This window comes from Halopseudomonas pelagia CL-AP6, from assembly GCF_000410875.1.
In the GTDB taxonomy this organism is placed as follows: Bacteria; Pseudomonadota; Gammaproteobacteria; order Pseudomonadales; family Pseudomonadaceae; genus Halopseudomonas; species Halopseudomonas pelagia.
The window spans coordinates 65,642-83,073 of sequence record NZ_AROI01000035.1 but is presented as its reverse complement, the minus strand read 5'-3'; the positions used below and the strand labels follow the sequence as shown (position 1 = coordinate 83,073).

The following is a 17,432-nucleotide window of genomic DNA, read 5'->3' as shown; positions in this document are numbered from 1 at the left end:
TGTAAGGTGATTAAAGGTATATAAGACTCAGCTAGGCCTTGGCTGCAAGTGCGGCAAGGCAAGAGGGTAGCGAATTGAACGACATGGCGAAGAACCTCATTTTGTGGCTGATCATTGCCGCTGTTCTGGTGACGGTGATGAACAACTTCAGTGGTCCCGCAGAGACGACCAACAACCTCAACTACTCTCAGTTTCTTGAGTTGGTCAGGGATCGTCAGGTCGAGCGCGTCACGGTTGACGGCTTTGAAATCACTGGCAAGAGTGTTGACGGCAACACCTTCAAGACTGTGCGTCCTGCTATCCAGGACAACGGCCTGATCGGTGACCTGCTGAATAATGACGTGGTGATCGAGGGCAAACAGCCTGAACAGCAGAGCATCTGGACCCAGTTGCTGATTGCCAGCTTCCCGATTCTGATTATTATCGCCATCTTCATGTTCTTTATGCGTCAGATGCAGGGTGGAGCGGGCGGCCGTGGCGGCCCGATGAGCTTTGGCAAGAGCAAGGCGCGCATGCTCTCTGAAGATCAGGTCAAGACTACCTTTGCCGATGTCGCCGGTTGTGACGAGGCCAAGGAAGAAGTCGGCGAGCTGGTTGAATTCCTGCGTGATCCGGGCAAATTCCAACGCCTGGGCGGCCACATTCCACGTGGCGTATTGATGGTCGGTCAGCCGGGTACGGGTAAGACGTTGCTGGCCAAGGCCGTCGCTGGCGAAGCCAAGGTGCCATTTTTCACCATCTCCGGTTCCGATTTCGTCGAAATGTTCGTCGGCGTCGGCGCCAGCCGCGTGCGTGACATGTTCGAGCAGGCCAAAAAGCACGCTCCGTGCATTATCTTTATCGACGAGATCGATGCTGTAGGCCGTCATCGTGGCTCGGGAATGGGCGGTGGCCATGACGAGCGCGAGCAGACTCTGAACCAGTTGCTGGTTGAAATGGACGGTTTTGAACCCAACGACGGCATTATCGTTGTGGCGGCGACCAACCGGCCTGACGTGCTTGACCCTGCCTTGCTGCGCCCGGGTCGTTTTGACCGGCAGGTGGTAGTGGGTCTGCCGGATATCCGTGGCCGTGAGCAGATCCTCAAGGTGCACATGCGCAAGGTGCCGTTGGGCGATGATGTCATGCCCGCCAATATTGCCCGTGGCACACCTGGTTTCTCCGGTGCCGACCTGGCCAACCTGGTCAACGAGGCGTCACTGTTCGCTGCGCGGTTTGGCAAGCGGCTGGTAGAGATGAAAGAATTCGAGATGGCCAAAGACAAGATCATGATGGGCGCTGAGCGCAAATCCATGGTCATGTCCGACAAAGAGAAGCTCAATACCGCCTACCACGAGTCTGGCCATGCCATCGTCGGGCGTCTGGTGCCTGAGCATGACCCAGTCTACAAAGTCTCGATCATTCCCCGTGGCCGCGCCCTGGGCGTGACTATGTTCCTGCCCGAGGAAGACCGTTACAGCCTGTCCAAGCGTGCGCTGATCAGCCAGATCTGTTCGCTGTTCGGTGGCCGTATTGCCGAGGAAATGACGCTGGGCTTTGACGGCGTGACCACCGGCGCTTCCAACGACATCATGCGTGCCACCCAGTTGGCCAAGAACATGGTCACCAAGTGGGGCTTGTCCGAGAAGCTCGGGCCGCTGATGTACGGCGAAGACGAGAACGAAGGCTACCTGGGTCGCGGTGGTGGTGGTCAGGCGTCAGGCATGTCTGGTGAGACGGCCAAGCTGATCGATCAGGAAGTGCGCAGTATCATTGACAGCTGCTACGCCACGGCGCAGCAACTGCTCAAGGATAACCGCGACAAACTGGATCTGATGGCTGAAGCCTTGATGAAGTACGAAACCATTGATGCCGACCAGATTAACGACATCATGACCGGTCTGCCGGCACGTGAGCCCAAGGATTGGGGCAAGGACGACAAACCCGGTCCCGGTGCTGCGGCCAAGCCTGAGCCGGATGACAGCATTGATGTTGCCGGAGACGGCAAGTCAGATGACGATAGTGGTACCGTCGGTGGTCCGGCCAGCGGGCACTGATCTGGTATGAGCACTGCAGACTATGGCTCCCGGTTGCCTTGCGGCGATCGGGAGCTTGATCTTTCCCGTACCCATGTCATGGGTATTCTCAATACCACGCCTGATTCCTTTTCCGACGGCGGCCAGTACCTGCAACTGGACGCTGCGCTGCGGCATGTCGAGCGCATGCTGGAGGACGGCGCCACGCTGATTGATGTGGGCGGGGAATCAACTCGCCCCGGTGCCGCGCCGGTCAGTCTTGAACAGGAGCTGGAGCGCGTGGTGCCGGTTGTTGAGGCCATCAAGGCGCGTTTTGATACCATCGTCTCGGTTGATACCAGCACCCCTGAAGTGATGCGCGATAGCGCCGCGGCAGGTGCCGGGCTGATCAATGATGTGCGCGCCTTGCTGCGCCCAGGGGCCTTGCAGGCGGCAGCACAAAGTGGTTTGCCAGTGTGCCTGATGCACATGCGTGGCGAGCCGCAGACTATGCAGGAAGCGCCCCGCTATGAATCCATTCTGACAGAAGTGGGACGTTTTCTTACCGAGCGGGTCCAAGCCTGCGAACAAGCCGGTATTGGGCGTGAGCGTTTGTTACTGGACCCTGGTTTTGGCTTTGGCAAGACGCTGGAGCACAACCTGGAGCTCTTCGCCCATATGCACTTGTTGCAGCCTGCCGGGCTGCCATTGTTGGTCGGCGTGTCACGCAAGAGCATGATTGGTCAGCTATTGGGGCGCCCGGTCGATCAGCGTCTGGCGGGCGGGCTGGCGCTTGCCGCCTTGGCGGTAGCCCGGGGCGCGCGTATCATCAGGGTCCATGATGTGGCCGCCAGCGTTGATGCAGTACGCATGAGCGAGGCCGTGCTGCAAGCGCAGGCCCGGTAATCGCCACACGGCTCGATCACCCTTATTACACTCGCACTTATCCCAGGATTCTGCAGATGGACAAAAAGTATTTCGGCACGGACGGCATTCGTGGTCAGGTAGGAACACATCCCATTACCCCCGAGTTTGTACTCAAGCTGGGTTGGGCGGTGGGCACGGCCTTTCGCAAGCAGGGCACCTGCCGCGTCATGATCGGCAAGGACACGCGCATCTCCGGTTATATGTTCGAGTCCGCGTTGGAAGCGGGCCTGTCTGCAGCCGGTGCGCATGTGCAATTGCTTGGCCCGATGCCCACTCCGGCGATAGCCTACCTGACGCGCACCTTTCAGGCGGATGCGGGCATCGTTATCAGTGCCTCGCATAACCCCTTCTACGATAACGGCATCAAGTTTTTCTCGGCCGACGGCAGCAAGCTACCCGATAGTCTGGAGCTTGAGATTGAGCGATTAGTTGATGCGCCCATGGAAGTGGTGGATTCGGCGTCGCTGGGCAAAGTTTTCCGGGTCGAGGACGCGTCTGGTCGCTATATCGAATTCTGCAAAAGCAGTGTGCCGACCAGTACCAGTTTCAAAGGCCTGAAAATCGTGCTCGACTGCGCCAATGGGGCCACCTACAAGGTCGCGCCCAGCGTGTTTCGTGAGTTGGGTGCCGATGTCACGGTGATTGGCGCCAGCCCCGACGGGTTGAATATTAACGACAAGGTCGGCTCTACCGATCTGAGTGCGTTGCGTGAACAGGTACTTGCTCGCGGTGCGGACCTGGGTATTGCTCTGGATGGTGACGGTGATCGGGTGTTGATGATCGATCACCAGGGGCATGAGGTCGATGGTGATGAGTTGTTGTTTATCATGGCCATGGAGCTGCAAGAGCGCGGTCAGTTACGCGGCGGAGTGGTTGGCACGCTGATGAGCAATCTGGGTCTGGAGCTGGCACTGCAGGAGAGGGGCATCGAGTTTGTGCGGGCCAAGGTCGGTGATCGCTACGTTATGGCCGAATTGCGCCAGCGCGATTGGGTGCTTGGCGGCGAAGCCTCGGGGCATCTGGTGTGCCTGCATCACTCCAGCACCGGTGATGGCATTATCGCCGCATTACAGGTACTTAAAGCATTGCAGCGCTCGGGGATAAGCTTGGCTGAGGCGCGCAAGGGCATGCACAAATGTCCGCAGGTGTTGATCAATGTGCGTTATCAGCGCGGTAGCGAGTCGCCGCTGGCTGACCCCACGCTGCTGGCCGCCGTCGAACAGGCAGAGCAGCGCCTTGGGCACACCGGTCGCGTGCTGCTCAGGCTGTCTGGTACTGAGCCGTTGCTGCGCGTCATGGTTGAGGGGCAGGACGCCAAGCAGGTGTCTGCCGAAGCCAATGGCCTGGCAGCACAGGTACGCACTCTGTTCGCCGACTAAAAAGGCGGTTGTGTCGCTCGGGCAACTTGGTTAAGATTGGCGCCCGCTTGAGCTGAGAGGTTTGGCATGCGTCGCCCGCTAGTCGCCGGTAACTGGAAAATGCACGGTACTCGGCAATCCGTTGACAGCCTGTTGAAAGGGCTCGGTCAGCAGGACTGGCCAGAGGGTGTGGATGTCATGATAGCCCCGCCGGCACTGTATATTCAGCAGTGCCACGCGAGCCTGATCAAGACGCCGGTGTATATCGGTGCTCAAAGTTGCGCTTCCCAGGCCGAACCTGGTGCGTTGACCGGTGAGATTTCCCCGGCGCAACTGCGTGACGCAGGATGTGAATATGTGCTCGTTGGGCACTCCGAACGGCGTAGCCTGTTCGACGAGTCTGACGAGGTGGTACGCAAGAAGTTTGCCGCAGCATTGGCCTGCGGATTGCGTCCGGTACTCTGTGTTGGTGAAACGCGTGAACAGCGTGACGCTGGCCTGACCGCCGAAGTGGTGGGTACCCAGTTGCAGATTATTCTCGACGCCTTTGGTGTCGGTGGTTTGGCCCAGGGCGTGATTGCCTATGAGCCGGTGTGGGCTATTGGTACTGGCTTGACAGCCGATCCGGAGCAGGCTCAGGATGTGCACGCCATGATTCGCGCCCGGCTGGCTATTGTGGATGATGAGCAGGCCCAGCTGGTACAGATTGTTTACGGTGGCAGCGTCAAGGCCGATAACGCCGAAGACCTTTTTGCCATGCCGGATATCGATGGGGGGCTGGTAGGTGGTGCCTCCCTCAATGCAGATGAATTTGGCGCGATCGCACGTGCCGCAGGACGAGTGTAATGATTGAAACCGTAGTAGTGGTTATACATCTGATGGTCGCCATCGCCCTGGTCGGACTTGTTCTGATCCAGCAAGGCAAGGGTGCCGAAACAGGTGCGTCATTTGGTTCGGGTGCGTCCGGTACTGTGTTTGGCAGCCAGGGTTCGGCTACCTTTCTCAGTCGCCTGACAGCAGTCTTGGCCACGGTGTTCTTCGTTACTTCTCTGGGTCTGGCTTATTACGCCAGTCACCAGTCGGATGTCATTCGCGACGCAGGCTTGCCGGAACCGGCCCTGCAAATGGCGCCAGTGGTGCCGGCGGCGAGTGAAGATGTACCGGTTCTTGAACAAGAGCTGGCTCCTCAGGCTCCTGCTGCGGATGAAGTACCTGCAGTAGAGTAAGCCAACAGTTTTGCGGAAGTGGTGGAATTGGTAGACACGCTATCTTGAGGGGGTAGTGCCTTAGGGTGTATGGGTTCGAGTCCCATCTTCCGCACCAATCAAACAGGGCCTGCATTTGCAGGCCCTGCTGTTTTCAGGGCTGAGTGCGCTGGTTGTCTTGTCAGGCTTCCAGGCGTATAATCATCGCCCTAGATTCGACGCGGGGTGGAGCAGTCTGGTAGCTCGTCGGGCTCATAACCCGAAGGTCGTAGGTTCAAATCCTGCCCCCGCAACCAGTTTTAAAGCCCCTTTTCAGGGGCTTTTTATTAGCTGTCCTGTTCAATGACGGACGCTGTAGACAGGATGGGCTTAGTGCCCATTTTTTATTTGTAATGTTTTTAGACTATACGAGGCGGTAAATTTGTCCGGCAAATTGACTGAGTTGGAGGCCATGGTGGTCCCGATTGTCGAAGCCTTGGGCTATCGTTGTTGGGGCATTGAGTATTTGTCCCAAGGGCGCCATACCCTGCTGCGGGTGTATATCGACCATGCAGATGGCATCAGCGTGGAAGCCTGCGCGGAAGTCAGCCGGCAAGTAAGTGCCGTACTGGATGTGGAAGATCCGATCACTGGCGACTATACCTTGGAGGTATCTTCTCCGGGTATGGATCGGCCATTGTTTACACTTGAGCAGTTTGCCGACCACATCGGCGAGCAGGCCAAGATCAGATTGCGCGTTCCTTATGAAGGGCGGCGGAATTTTCAAGGTGTCATCCGTGGAGTCGAAGGCGACGAGATCATATTGCAGGTAGATGAGCACGAATATCTGCTGCCGATCGATAGCATCGACAAGAGCAACATTATTCCGCGGTTTTGAGCATTATTTTGGGCTCCTGTGGCCCCAATGGATGGCGTTAGGCGAGGCATACGATGAGCAAAGAAGTGCTGCTGGTTGTGGAATCCGTTTCCAATGAAAAGGGCGTACCGCCCGGTGTAATTTTCGAAGCATTGGAACTGGCATTGGCCACAGCGACAAAGAAGCGTTATGAAGACGAAGTAGATGTACGCGTGGCAATTGATCGCCACACCGGCAGCTACGAAACCTTTATGCGCTGGACTGTGGTCGCTGATGAGGATTTCGAAGAGCCCGGTATGCAGCTAACGCTGGACCAGGCCCAGGAGCGCGATGCTGCGCTGAACATCGGCGATGTGATCGAAGACAAAATCGATTCCGTCGAGTTCGGCCGTATCGCAGCGCAGATTGCCAAGCAGGTGATCGTCCAGAAGGTCCGTGAAGCCGAGCGCGCCCAAGTGGTTGACGCTTACCGTGATCGCCTTGGCGAAATCATCAGCGGCACCGTGAAGAAAGTGACCCGTGACAGCGTCATCGTTGATCTGGGTAACAACGCCGAAGCGGTGCTGCCGCGTGAAGAAATGATCCCGCGTGAGACTTTCCGTACCGGTACGCGTATTCGTGCGCTGCTCAAGGATATCCGCACCGAGAACCGCGGTCCGCAGCTGGTACTGTCGCGTAGCTGCCCGGAAATGATCATTGAGCTGTTCCGCATCGAAGTGCCGGAAATCGCCGAAGAGCTGATTGAAGTCATGGGCGCTGCCCGTGATCCGGGTTCGCGTGCCAAGATCGCCGTACGCTCCAAAGACAAACGCATTGATCCGCAGGGTGCTTGTATCGGTATGCGCGGTTCACGCGTGCAAGCCGTTTCCGGTGAGCTGGGTGGCGAGCGGGTCGACATCGTATTGTGGGATGACAACTTCGCCCAGTTCGTGATCAACGCCATGGCTCCGGCCGAAGTAGCGTCGATCATTCTGGATGAAGACACTCACACGGTTGACATCGCGGTTGCCGAAGACAATCTGGCCCAGGCCATTGGTCGCAGCGGGCAGAACGTCCGTCTGGCCAGCATGTTGACCGGCTGGACCCTGAACGTGATGACCGAAGACGACATCCGCGCCAAGCAGGAAGCCGAAACCGGCGACATTCTGCGCACCTTCATCGCCGAACTGGATGTTGAAGAAGACCTGGCGCAGTTGCTGGTAGAGGAAGGCTTCACTTCCCTGGAAGAGATTGCCTACGTACCGATGGAAGAAATGCTGGCGATCGATGGCTTTGACGAAGACATCGTCAACGAACTGCGTTCGCGTGCCAAGGACCTGTTGTTGACCAAGGCCCTTGCCAGCGAAGAAAAGTTGGATGAAGTACAGCCGGCTGACGACCTGTTGAACATGGAAGGTATGGATCGCGCCCTGGCATTTCATCTGGCCGCCAAAGGCATTATCACCATGGAAGATCTGGCAGAGCAGTCAATTGACGAGCTGCTGGATATCGAAAATATAGATGAAGAACGTGCCGGCGCCCTGATTATGGCTGCCCGCGCACCCTGGTTTGAATAACCGGTCGGCATAGCAAGCCCACCCTGCGATAACGCAGGGCCCCGACTGAGGAGAGAGTTGAATGGCGGAAGTAACGGTCAAAGATTTAGCGCAAACAGTAGGCACGCCTCTGGAGCGCCTGCTGCAGCAAATGCAGGAAGCTGGTTTGCCCCAAACCAGCGCGGAGCAGCGTGTCAGTGATGATGAAAAGCAGACTCTGCTGGCATTCCTGAAGAGTGCCCACGGCGGTGGTTCAGCTCCATCCGAGCCACGCAAGATCACGCTCACGCGCAAAACCGTCAGCACCCTGAAAGTGGCTGGCAGCAAGACGGTCAACGTCGAAGTGCGCAAGAAGAAAACCTACGTCAAGCGCGATCCGGCCGAGCTGGAAGCAGAACGCACTCGCGAAGCTGATGAGATGCGCGCTGCTGAAGACGCCCGCCAGGCCGCTGTAGAAGCCCAGCGCAAGGCCGAGGAAGAAGCCCGCAAGAGCGCTGAAGTATCAGCAACTGCTGCGGCCGAAGCGCCTGCCGCTGTGCCCACCGAAGCCCCTGTTGTCAGCGAAGCAACGCCCGCGCCAGCAGCACCTGCGGCGCCAGCTCCTGTAGCCCCCGCAGCCCCGGCTGCGCCAACCGTAATCGCCCCTCCGGCCGACAAGCCCGACCATTCCAAGAAGAAAGACGCGCATCGCAAGCCGACCCGCGCCGAGGAAGAGGAAGAGCGCAGCCGCAAACGCGCCGGTGGTCATGCAGGCAAAGGCCGCAACGCAACGCGCAGTGGCAGCGACGACGACGACGCTATGGCCCGTCGCCGTGGCGGCGGCGGTGGCAAGCTCAAGGCAAACAAAAAACGTAACCAGCACGGCTTCGAGAAGCCGACAGGACCTTTAGTGCGAGAAGTTGTAATAGGCGAGACCATTACTGTGGCCGAACTGGCGCAGAAAATGTCGATCAAGGCTGCTGAAGTCATCAAGTACATGTTCAAGTCCGGCAACATGGTGACCATCAACCAGGTACTGGATCAAGACACCGCCAGCATCATTGCTGAAGATATGGGCCACAAGGTCAAGCAAATCAGCGATAACGATCTGGAAGATGCGCTGGTATCGGCATCGCAGACGCATGAAGGCGAACTGCTCAGCCGCGCACCTGTGGTCACGGTCATGGGCCACGTTGATCATGGCAAGACCTCGCTGCTCGACTATATCCGGCGCGCCAAGGTCGCCTCCGGCGAAGCTGGCGGCATTACCCAGCATATTGGTGCCTACCACGTTGAAACTGAACGCGGCATGGTTACCTTTCTCGACACCCCCGGTCACGCGGCGTTTACCGCCATGCGTGCCCGTGGTGCCAAGGCCACCGATATCGTGATTCTGGTGGTGGCAGCGGATGACGGCGTGATGCCGCAAACTGAAGAAGCTGTGGCTCACGCCAAGGCTGCCGGTGTGCCGCTGGTCGTTGCCGTGAACAAGATCGACAAGGAAGACGCCGATCTGGACCGCATCAAGAACGCCCTGGCGGCGCTCGATGTGATCCCGGAAGAGTGGGGCGGCGACACCATGTTCATGCCTGTCTCGGCCAAGGTCGGTACCGGTATCGATGAACTGCTCGAAGCGGTTCTGTTGCAAGCCGAAGTGCTCGAGCTGCGCGCTCAGCCGTCTGCACCTGGGCGTGGCGTTGTGGTTGAGTCACGTCTGGACAAAGGTCGTGGCCCGGTCGCTACCGTGCTGGTTCAGAACGGTACCCTGCGTCAGGGCGACATCGTTCTGGCCGGCGTCAACTATGGCCGCGTACGTGCCATGTATGACGAAAACGGCAAGCCGATCAAGGAAGCTGGCCCGTCCATCCCGGTCGAGATTCTCGGCCTGGATGGTACTCCGGATGCCGGCGATGAGCTGACCGTAGTCACCGACGAGAAGAAAGCCCGTGAAGTGGCGTTGTTCCGTCAGGGCAAGTTCCGCGAGATCAAGCTGGCCCGTCAGCAGTCCTCCAAGCTGGAGAACATGTTCGACAACCTCGGCCAGGACGAGAAGAAAACCCTCAACATCGTTCTCAAGTCCGATGTGCGTGGTTCTCTGGAAGCGCTGCAAAGCTCGCTCAACGAGCTGGGTAACGAGGAAGTACAGGTCAAGATCATCTCCGGCGGTGTCGGCGGGATCACTGAGACCGACGTTAACCTGGCACTGGCTTCCAACGCCGTGGTCTTTGGCTTCAACGTGCGTGCCGATGCAACAGCGCGCAAGATCGTCGAATCCGAAGGTCTGGATCTGCGCTACTACAGCGTGATCTACGAGATCATCGACGACGTGAAAAAGGCCCTGGGCGGTATGCTCGGCAGCGACGTTCGCGAGCAGATCCTCGGTGTGGCCGAAGTGCGTGACGTGTTCCGTTCGCCCAAGTTTGGCGACGTGGCAGGCTGTATGGTCATTGAAGGCACCATCCACCGTAACCGTCCGATCCGCGTATTGCGTCAGGACGTGGTCATCTATGAAGGCGAGCTGGAATCCCTGCGTCGCTTCAAAGATGACGTCGCCGAAGTGCGTAATGGCATGGAGTGTGGTGTTGGTGTCAAGAACTACAATGACGTTAAGCCCGGTGACCGTATCGAAGTATTCGAGCGTATCCAGGTACAGCGCAGTCTGTAACCGCCTTTAGCGGCGTCACACGGCAGGTTCGGGGGTTTGCGCAAGCAGATCGACGGACTTGCCGTTGACGTTTCCGCAGGTTAGATTTTTTAGGCTGCCAAAGGCAGTCAGAGACAGAATGTAATGGCAAATGAAAACAGTCGTACCCACCGCGTAGCGGACCAGATGCAGCGCGAGCTGGCCATCCTGGTGCAGCGCGATATTCGTGATCCGCGCGTTGGCATGATCACCGTGACCGCCGTGGAAGTGAGCCGCGATCTGGCCCACGCCAAGGTGTATATCACCCTGATGGACAAGGACAGCGATGAAGATATCGCTCAGAACCTGTCGATCCTCAAGGGCGTGGCCGGCTTTCTGCGCATGCAGCTGGGCAAGGTCATGAAGCTGCGCAGCGTGCCGCAACTGCACTTCCATTACGACGAAAGCGTGCGCCGTGGCGTGCACCTGTCGTCGCTGATCGAACGCGCCGTGGCCGAAGACCGCAGTCATAAATCGGAAGACGAGGAGTAAGCTTTGTCGGCACCGCGCAGCAAACGCCGTGATATCGACGGCGTCCTGATTTTCGACAAGCCCTTGGGCATGAGCTCCAACAATGCCCTGCAAAAGGTCCGCTGGCTGTTCAATGCCGCCAAGGGCGGGCATACCGGCAGCCTTGATCCATTGGCCAGTGGCGTATTGCCGTTGTGCCTGGGTGAAGCCACCAAGTTTTCCCAGTACCTGCTCGACGCCGACAAGGCCTACGTGACCGAAGCGCGCCTGGGCATGACCACCACCACCGGCGATGCCGAAGGTGATGTACTGGAAACCAAACCGGTTAACGTGACCCTGGAACAGGTCGAATCCTTCCTGCCTCAGTTCACTGGTGACATTCTACAGATTCCGCCGATGTACTCGGCGCTCAAGCACGAAGGTCAGCCGCTCTACAAACTGGCCCGCGCCGGCGAAACAGTGGAGCGCAAGCCGCGATCTGTTACTATCAATCAGCTTAAAGTACTGGGTCTGGAAGGCGATCGTCTGCGGCTGGAAGTGCACTGCACCAAAGGCACTTACATTCGCACGCTGGTAGAAGATTTGGGCAATGCTTTGGGTTGTGGCGCGCACGTATCTGAGCTGCGCCGCATCCAGGCTGGCCCCTTTGATCTGAGCAAAGCCGTGACCCTGGAAACCCTCGAAGCGCTGCATGCCGAGGGCGGACACCTGGCGCTGGATCATTTACTGCTGCCCAGCGACTGCGGCGTGGAAGACTGGCCCGAGGTTGAGCTGACCGAGCAAACCGCCTACTACCTGAACCACGGCCAAGCCGTACGGGTACCCGGCAGCCCAGCCTTTGGCATGGTGCGTTTGCGCGATCCAAGTGGCCAGTTTATCGGCATTGGCGAAATGACCGACGACGCCCGAGTAGCACCGAAGCGCTTGATGCGTTTCAACGGATAAAGAATGGATTCCCGCCTGCGCGGGAATGACGGTGTGGGGCGCGGGGGTCGCTGACTGAAGGCCCAGCCCCTAGCTCTTCGTCATTCCCGCGCAGGCGGGAATCCATGTTGACCTTGGCCCAAAACGCCGAGCCAGCAGAAGTAACAAAGACAGGGTGTATACAGGAGCAGAGCCCGCGGCCAACTCGCACGCCACTCCCGACCCACCCCGTCATTCCCGCGCAGGCGGGAATCCAAGCGGACTCGGCCCACCACGCCAAGCCCAGTGTCAGGAACTACCGTCAAACCCGTATTTACGGATTGGCGTATTATCGTAAAGTTACAGGAGTTGAAGGCCCAGGCCCACAGCGGCAGTCCCGCCCACCGGTCTACCCTCCAACCCCGTCATTCCCGCGCAGGCGGGAATCCAAGCGGACTCAGCCCAACACGCCGAGCCCGCTAAAGAAGTTGACCCATCAGGGTCACAACGAGGGTGGCTGTTAACAGGCATGGTCACTCCTCGATTTAAAACACGGGATTAGGTTCCCGGCCTGTTCACTCAGAGGAAAGCTATCATGGCACTGAGCGTCGAAGAGAAAGCTGCAATCGTAACCGAATACGCACGTGGCGAAGGTGACACCGGTTCTCCGGAAGTCCAAGTAGCGCTGTTGACTGCAAACATCAACAAGCTGCAGGGTCACTTCAAGGAAAACAAGAAGGATCACCATTCCCGTCGTGGTCTGATCCGGATGGTAAACCAGCGTCGTAAGCTGCTGGATTACCTGAAGTCGAAAGACATTCCGCGTTACGCCAGCTTGATCAGCAGTTTGGGTCTGCGTCGCTAAGCGACACGTCCCGTTTGGACATGGCCGGGTCCGAAACCCGGTCGTGCCCAGAGTTTCCCCAAAGGCAAATACAGAGAGAGAACACACCGTGAAACCGGTTATCAAACAATTCAAATTAGGCAATAACACCATTACCCTGGAAACCGGCCGCATGGCCCGTCAGGCTTCTGGTGCAGTACTGGTCAGCATCGACAATGCCGTCACCGTTTTGTGTACCGTCGTTGGCGCCAAGAAAGCCGACTCCGGTCGTGACTTCTTCCCTCTGTCAGTTCATTACATCGAAAAGACCTACGCCGCAGGCCGCATCCCCGGTGGTTTCTTCAAGCGTGAAGGCCGTCCGACTGAAAAAGAGACCCTGACCTCGCGCCTGATCGACCGTCCGATCCGCCCGCTGTTCCCCGAAGGCTTCATGAATGAAGTCCAGGTTGTCTGTACTGTCGTCTCCACTGACAAGACCACTGATCCGGATATCGCCGCCCTGATCGGCACCTCCGCCGCGCTGGCCATCTCCGGTATCCCGTTTGACGGCCCCATCGCCGGTTCACGCGTTGGCTTTGATTCCAACAACGGCTATATCCTCAACCCCACCTACGAACAGCTGAAAGACTCGCGTCTGGACATGATCGTAGCCGGTACTGAAGACGCCGTACTGATGGTTGAATCAGAAGCCAAAGAACTGACCGAAGACCAGATGCTGGGCGCCGTACTCTTCGCCCACATGGAATTCCAGCCCGCCGTTCAAGCCATCAAGGAACTCGCCGCTGAAACCGGCAAGGCTCGTTGGGACTGGACCGCCGCCCCGGAAAACACCGTGCTGCTGGACGCGATCAAGTCGCAGTATGGTGCCGGTATCGCCGAGGGTTACACCGTTACCGACAAGATGGCCCGCTACACCCACCTGGGTGAGCTGCGCTCGCATGCTATCGCCGCGCTGGCTGGCGACCAGGAAGAAGGCAAGCCTTCTGCCAGTGACGTCAAAGACGCCTTCGGCGAGATCGAATACCGCACCGTGCGTGAAAGCATCGTCAACGGCAACCCGCGTATCGACGGCCGTGACACCAAGACCGTTCGCCCGCTGAACATCGAAGTTGGTGTTCTGGATCGCACCCACGGCTCCGCTCTGTTTACCCGTGGCGAAACACAGGCGCTGGTTGTGACTACCCTGGGTACCGCGCGCGACGCACAGCTGCTGGACACCCTGGAAGGCGAGAAGAAAGACCCCTTCATGCTGCACTACAACTTCCCTCCCTACTCGGTAGGCGAGTGCGGTCGTATGGGCGGCACCGGTCGTCGTGAAGTCGGCCACGGCCGTCTGGCACGCCGCAGTATCGCTGCCGTCATGCCGAACATGGATGACTTCCCCTATACCATTCGTGTGGTATCGGAAATCACCGAGTCTAACGGTTCCAGCTCCATGGCTTCCGTGTGTGGCGCGTCTCTGGCACTGATGGACGCTGGCGTACCGCTGAGCGCTCCAGTAGCCGGTATCGCCATGGGTCTGGTCAAGGAAGGCGAGAAGTTCGCCATTCTGACCGACATCCTCGGTGACGAAGATCACCTCGGCGACATGGATTTCAAGGTAGCCGGTACCAGCAAAGGCGTAACCGCCCTGCAGATGGATATCAAGATCAAAGGTATCACCGAAGAGATCATGGAGCTCGCCCTGGGCCAGGCCCTGGAAGCGCGCCTGAACATCCTCGGCCAGATGAACCAGATACTCGGCGAGTCGCGTAAGGAGCTGTCTTCCAACGCACCGACCATGATCAGCATGAAGATCGACTCCGACAAGATCCGCGACGTGATCGGCAAGGGTGGCGCGGTCATTCGCGGTATCTGTGAAGAAACCGGTGCCTCCATCGACATCACCGACGACGGTTCAGTCAAGATCTTCGCGCCCACCAAGGACGCCGCCAACGCGGCCAAGGCCCGGGTTGACGAGATCACCGCAGAAGCGGAAATCGGCAAGATCTACGAAGGCAAGGTCGAGCGCATCGTCGACTTCGGCGCATTCGTCAACATCCTGCCCGGCAAAGACGGCCTGGTGCACATCTCTCAGATCGCCAACGCGCGCATCGAGAAAGTCACCGACGTACTGACCGAAGGCCAGATGGTACGCGTACTGGTACTGGACGTGGACAACCGCGGCCGTATCAAGCTGTCCATCAAAGACGTTGAAGCGATTGACGCCGAAAACGCCTAAGCACTATCTGCAGTACCGAGAAGCCCAGGCAATGCCTGGGCTTTTTACTCCCGGAAAAACCCGCTAGCACTTTGCCCCTGCCACACCCCGTGTTATATATTTAATCCACTGGCCAAGCTTGCTTGACAGCACTCCCTCCTTTTTTGGCAAGGACTGCCGACAATCCCGCTTGTGTGCTTTTTCTCGTCCAGACAGACGCTGTGCGTATTTTTGTGCGCGAAAAGTGGGGCGGTAGCGTGCCTGGGGTTGGTGGGAGAGAGAATTCGGCCCACCCCGGTTAGGCACGGTAGTAATGGAACCACAAAATATCGAAATCAAGCGAATACGTAATGAGTGCAGGGATGGAAGGGTAGTGCGTTGTTTTTAAAATAAAAAATGCTCTGGCGTTGGAGATGCGTACCGGAGTTATCTCGAATCATCCGTTATGCATTAATACCGCATGCGGTCTAATCACTGTTATGAAACAGAGCCATGATCACATCAAGCACTCCTGAAAACTGGAATGATGTCCAAAACGAGGTAGGCCGCCTGTTAGAAGAATGCGGATTCACGGTGGAGATTGAGAAAAAAGTACAAACGGTACGCGGCGAAGTCGAGCTTGATGTATACGCTCAAGAGGAAGTTAAAGGGCGAAAATACTCAATTGTCTGTGAATGCAAACACTGGAAAGCTCGCATACCACAGAATGTAGTGCATGGTTTCAGAACAGTTATCGCCGATATTGGAGCTAATGCGGGATATATTGTTTCACTTGCAGGTTTTCAAGAGGGGGCGGTCTCAGGGACCAAGTGCAACACTCAGTTAATGGTCTCAAGGCTGTTACTCACCGAAAGCTGGAGGTGGTCAACAAGCACTTCTACCGGGAATCTCCAGCCTAAAGTCTGGCGTGGACGAGTATTCAGCAGCTCGGCAATCTCATCAAGACGCTCTTGGCTGACCACCGATAGATCAGTACCCTTTGGCAAGTATTGGCGCAGTAAACCATTGGTATTTTCGTTGCTGCCGCGCTGCCAAGGGCTATGAGGGTCGGCGAAGTAGATCTTCAGCCCAGTGCTCGCCGTTATATCTTGGTGACGGGCCATTTCACTGCCTTGATCGTGCGTCATGGTTTTCAGTAGAGAGGGCGCCATACGCGACATCTCTCGGGTGATCGCCTGAGCGGCGCACTCAGCTGTCGGCTCATCCAGTTTGGCTAGAACAACAAAGCGGCTGGTGCGCTCGACCATGGTAGCCACCGCCGACCTATTGCTGGCACCCATGATCAGATCGCTCTCCCAGTGTCCCGGAACAAGGCGGTCCTCGACCTCTGGTGGTCGCAAGTGAATGCTCAGGTCTGCCGGATAGCGCTCACGCCGTCCAGGGCTTACCGTGCGGCGGCGACGCTTACCGTGGCCTTGGCGCAGATAGCTAATCAGTTGCCGCTTCAACTCGCCGCGTGGGTAGGCATAGATCGCCAGATAAATACTCTCGTGACTCACATGAAACTCGGGTCTGTCAGGCCATTGAAGCTTCAGTCTGGACGCGATTTGTTGAGGAGACCAGCGCCGTTTTAGCATTTTACATACGACTTGGAAAAGCTCGCTACTCGGCAGCAAGCGCGGAGGTCTTCTTGGCTTTGTGCGCCTATCACGCGCCAAAGCGCAAGCCTGTATGACATCGTAGTGGCGGGTAGGACTGTTGCGCCTCAGCTCTCGGCTAAGCGTGCTTGCGTGCCGGCCCAGGTGGCGACTGATTGAACGCAGGCTCAATCCTTGGTCTTGCATCAGCATCAGAACGATGCGTTCATCAGTAGTTAAATGCGAGTAGGTTTTCATGGCAACACTCTATCTCATGTGTTGCACTTGGTCCCTGAGACCGCCGTGTCGAGGGAAGTGTAAAAGGGACACGAATCAGTGTCTGTGACACCGTTGCTTACCTTGTTGGTTGGGAGAGGTTGGTATTGAAGTGGCATAGTTTAAAATCTCAAGGGCTGCCCGTTGATTTCCCAGAGACAGGCTACAAATGGAACCAGTTGGGGCTGCTCGCAGAGCAGTTCTACAAGCACTATGCCGATTGGCAGTATCAAGACTTATTAGCAGAGCTTGAATTGACGTTGAGTGAATTGCTTTCACTGATTTCAAGCTTAAGTAACTATGAACTATATGAGACAACGTGGTACGACACATGGCCATTGGGTCGTATGATTCAGTTCAATACATCATCACCAATGAAAAACATGCGTAGTAAGGTTAGGCGATTCAAGAAAAACAAAGGGATACAGTGAAGCATTCACATAACACGACCAGGCACGCGATAAGCGCGTGATGGCAGATGAGTTCCAAGGGTCATTGCCCAGGCGCCGCATAGGCTGTAGCCCCCCGAGTGGCTGATGATGGCCTAGTAGTGACTGCCCCAGGCGTGTCAGAGCGATGCTAGAGCCTGGTCGATGATTGAATAAACCACGGCCTGGAAGATCT

12 protein-coding genes, 2 tRNA genes and 3 pseudogenes are annotated in these 17,432 nt (G+C 57.3%); 16 read left to right on the top strand and 1 reads right to left on the bottom strand.

What is annotated here, in order from left to right; translation table 11 throughout:
• Positions 1–83: 83 nt before the first annotated feature.
• From ftsH to K787_RS25895, 15 genes and pseudogenes are all read left to right on the top strand, one after another.
• A pseudogene (gene ftsH, locus K787_RS23905) lies at positions 84–1,907 on the top strand (ATP-dependent zinc metalloprotease FtsH); the annotation flags it as partial.
• 135 nt (positions 1,908–2,042) lie between these two features.
• Positions 2,043–2,900, top strand: a complete 858-nt coding sequence (gene folP / locus K787_RS0119890) for a dihydropteroate synthase (protein ID WP_022964566.1) — start codon at positions 2,043–2,045, stop codon at positions 2,898–2,900.
• A gap of 56 nt (positions 2,901–2,956) precedes the next feature.
• Positions 2,957–4,300, top strand: a complete 1,344-nt coding sequence (glmM, locus tag K787_RS0119885) for a phosphoglucosamine mutase (RefSeq protein WP_022964565.1) — start codon at positions 2,957–2,959, stop codon at positions 4,298–4,300.
• A gap of 66 nt (positions 4,301–4,366) precedes the next feature.
• Positions 4,367–5,125: a triose-phosphate isomerase gene (gene tpiA, locus K787_RS0119880; protein WP_022964564.1), complete on the top strand. Its 759-nt coding sequence runs from the start codon at positions 4,367–4,369 to the stop codon at positions 5,123–5,125.
• Entirely contained in the window at positions 5,125–5,505 is a 381-nt protein-coding gene (gene secG, locus K787_RS0119875) for a preprotein translocase subunit SecG (protein WP_022964563.1), read from the top strand. Before tpiA ends, secG begins: the two co-directional genes overlap by 1 nt.
• A 12-nt stretch (positions 5,506–5,517) precedes the next feature.
• Positions 5,518–5,602 (top strand) — tRNA-Leu (locus K787_RS0119870).
• 101 nt (positions 5,603–5,703) lie between these two features.
• A tRNA-Met gene (locus K787_RS0119865) sits at positions 5,704–5,780 on the top strand.
• A gap of 125 nt (positions 5,781–5,905) precedes the next feature.
• Complete coding sequence (gene rimP, locus K787_RS0119860) at positions 5,906–6,361, top strand: ribosome maturation factor RimP (RefSeq protein WP_022964562.1); 456 nt, start codon at positions 5,906–5,908, stop codon at positions 6,359–6,361.
• A 53-nt stretch (positions 6,362–6,414) separates the two neighbouring features.
• Positions 6,415–7,896, top strand: a complete 1,482-nt coding sequence (gene nusA / locus K787_RS0119855; protein ID WP_022964561.1) for a transcription termination factor NusA — start codon at positions 6,415–6,417, stop codon at positions 7,894–7,896.
• A gap of 61 nt (positions 7,897–7,957) precedes the next feature.
• Positions 7,958–10,519, top strand: coding sequence for a translation initiation factor IF-2 (infB, locus tag K787_RS0119850; protein WP_022964560.1), 2,562 nt, complete (start codon positions 7,958–7,960; stop codon positions 10,517–10,519).
• Between the two features lie 123 nt (positions 10,520–10,642).
• Complete coding sequence (gene rbfA / locus K787_RS0119845; RefSeq protein ID WP_022964559.1) at positions 10,643–11,029, top strand: 30S ribosome-binding factor RbfA; 387 nt, start codon at positions 10,643–10,645, stop codon at positions 11,027–11,029.
• Positions 11,030–11,032: 3 nt separating this feature from the next.
• On the top strand, positions 11,033–11,953 hold the full coding sequence (gene truB, locus K787_RS0119840; protein ID WP_022964558.1) for a tRNA pseudouridine(55) synthase TruB: 921 nt from the start codon (positions 11,033–11,035) through the stop codon (positions 11,951–11,953).
• A gap of 553 nt (positions 11,954–12,506) precedes the next feature.
• Positions 12,507–12,776 carry a 30S ribosomal protein S15 gene (gene rpsO / locus K787_RS0119835; protein ID WP_028615142.1) on the top strand — a complete coding sequence of 90 codons (270 nt, stop codon included), beginning with the start codon at positions 12,507–12,509 and terminating at the stop codon, positions 12,774–12,776.
• Between the two features lie 88 nt (positions 12,777–12,864).
• Positions 12,865–14,976: a polyribonucleotide nucleotidyltransferase gene (pnp, locus tag K787_RS0119830; protein WP_022964557.1), complete on the top strand. Its 2,112-nt coding sequence runs from the start codon at positions 12,865–12,867 to the stop codon at positions 14,974–14,976.
• Positions 14,977–15,447: 471 nt separating this feature from the next.
• Positions 15,448–15,744 (top strand): annotated as a pseudogene (locus K787_RS25895) (restriction endonuclease); the annotation flags it as partial.
• 29 nt (positions 15,745–15,773) lie between these two features.
• Here K787_RS25895 and K787_RS0119825 read toward each other — a convergent pair.
• Entirely contained in the window at positions 15,774–16,790 is a 1,017-nt protein-coding gene (locus tag K787_RS0119825; protein WP_022964556.1) for an IS30 family transposase, read from the bottom strand.
• Between the two features lie 62 nt (positions 16,791–16,852).
• Here K787_RS0119825 and K787_RS23900 point away from each other — a divergent pair.
• Positions 16,853–17,239 (top strand): annotated as a pseudogene (locus K787_RS23900) (ClbS/DfsB family four-helix bundle protein); the annotation flags it as partial.
• Positions 17,240–17,432 lie beyond the last annotated feature (193 nt).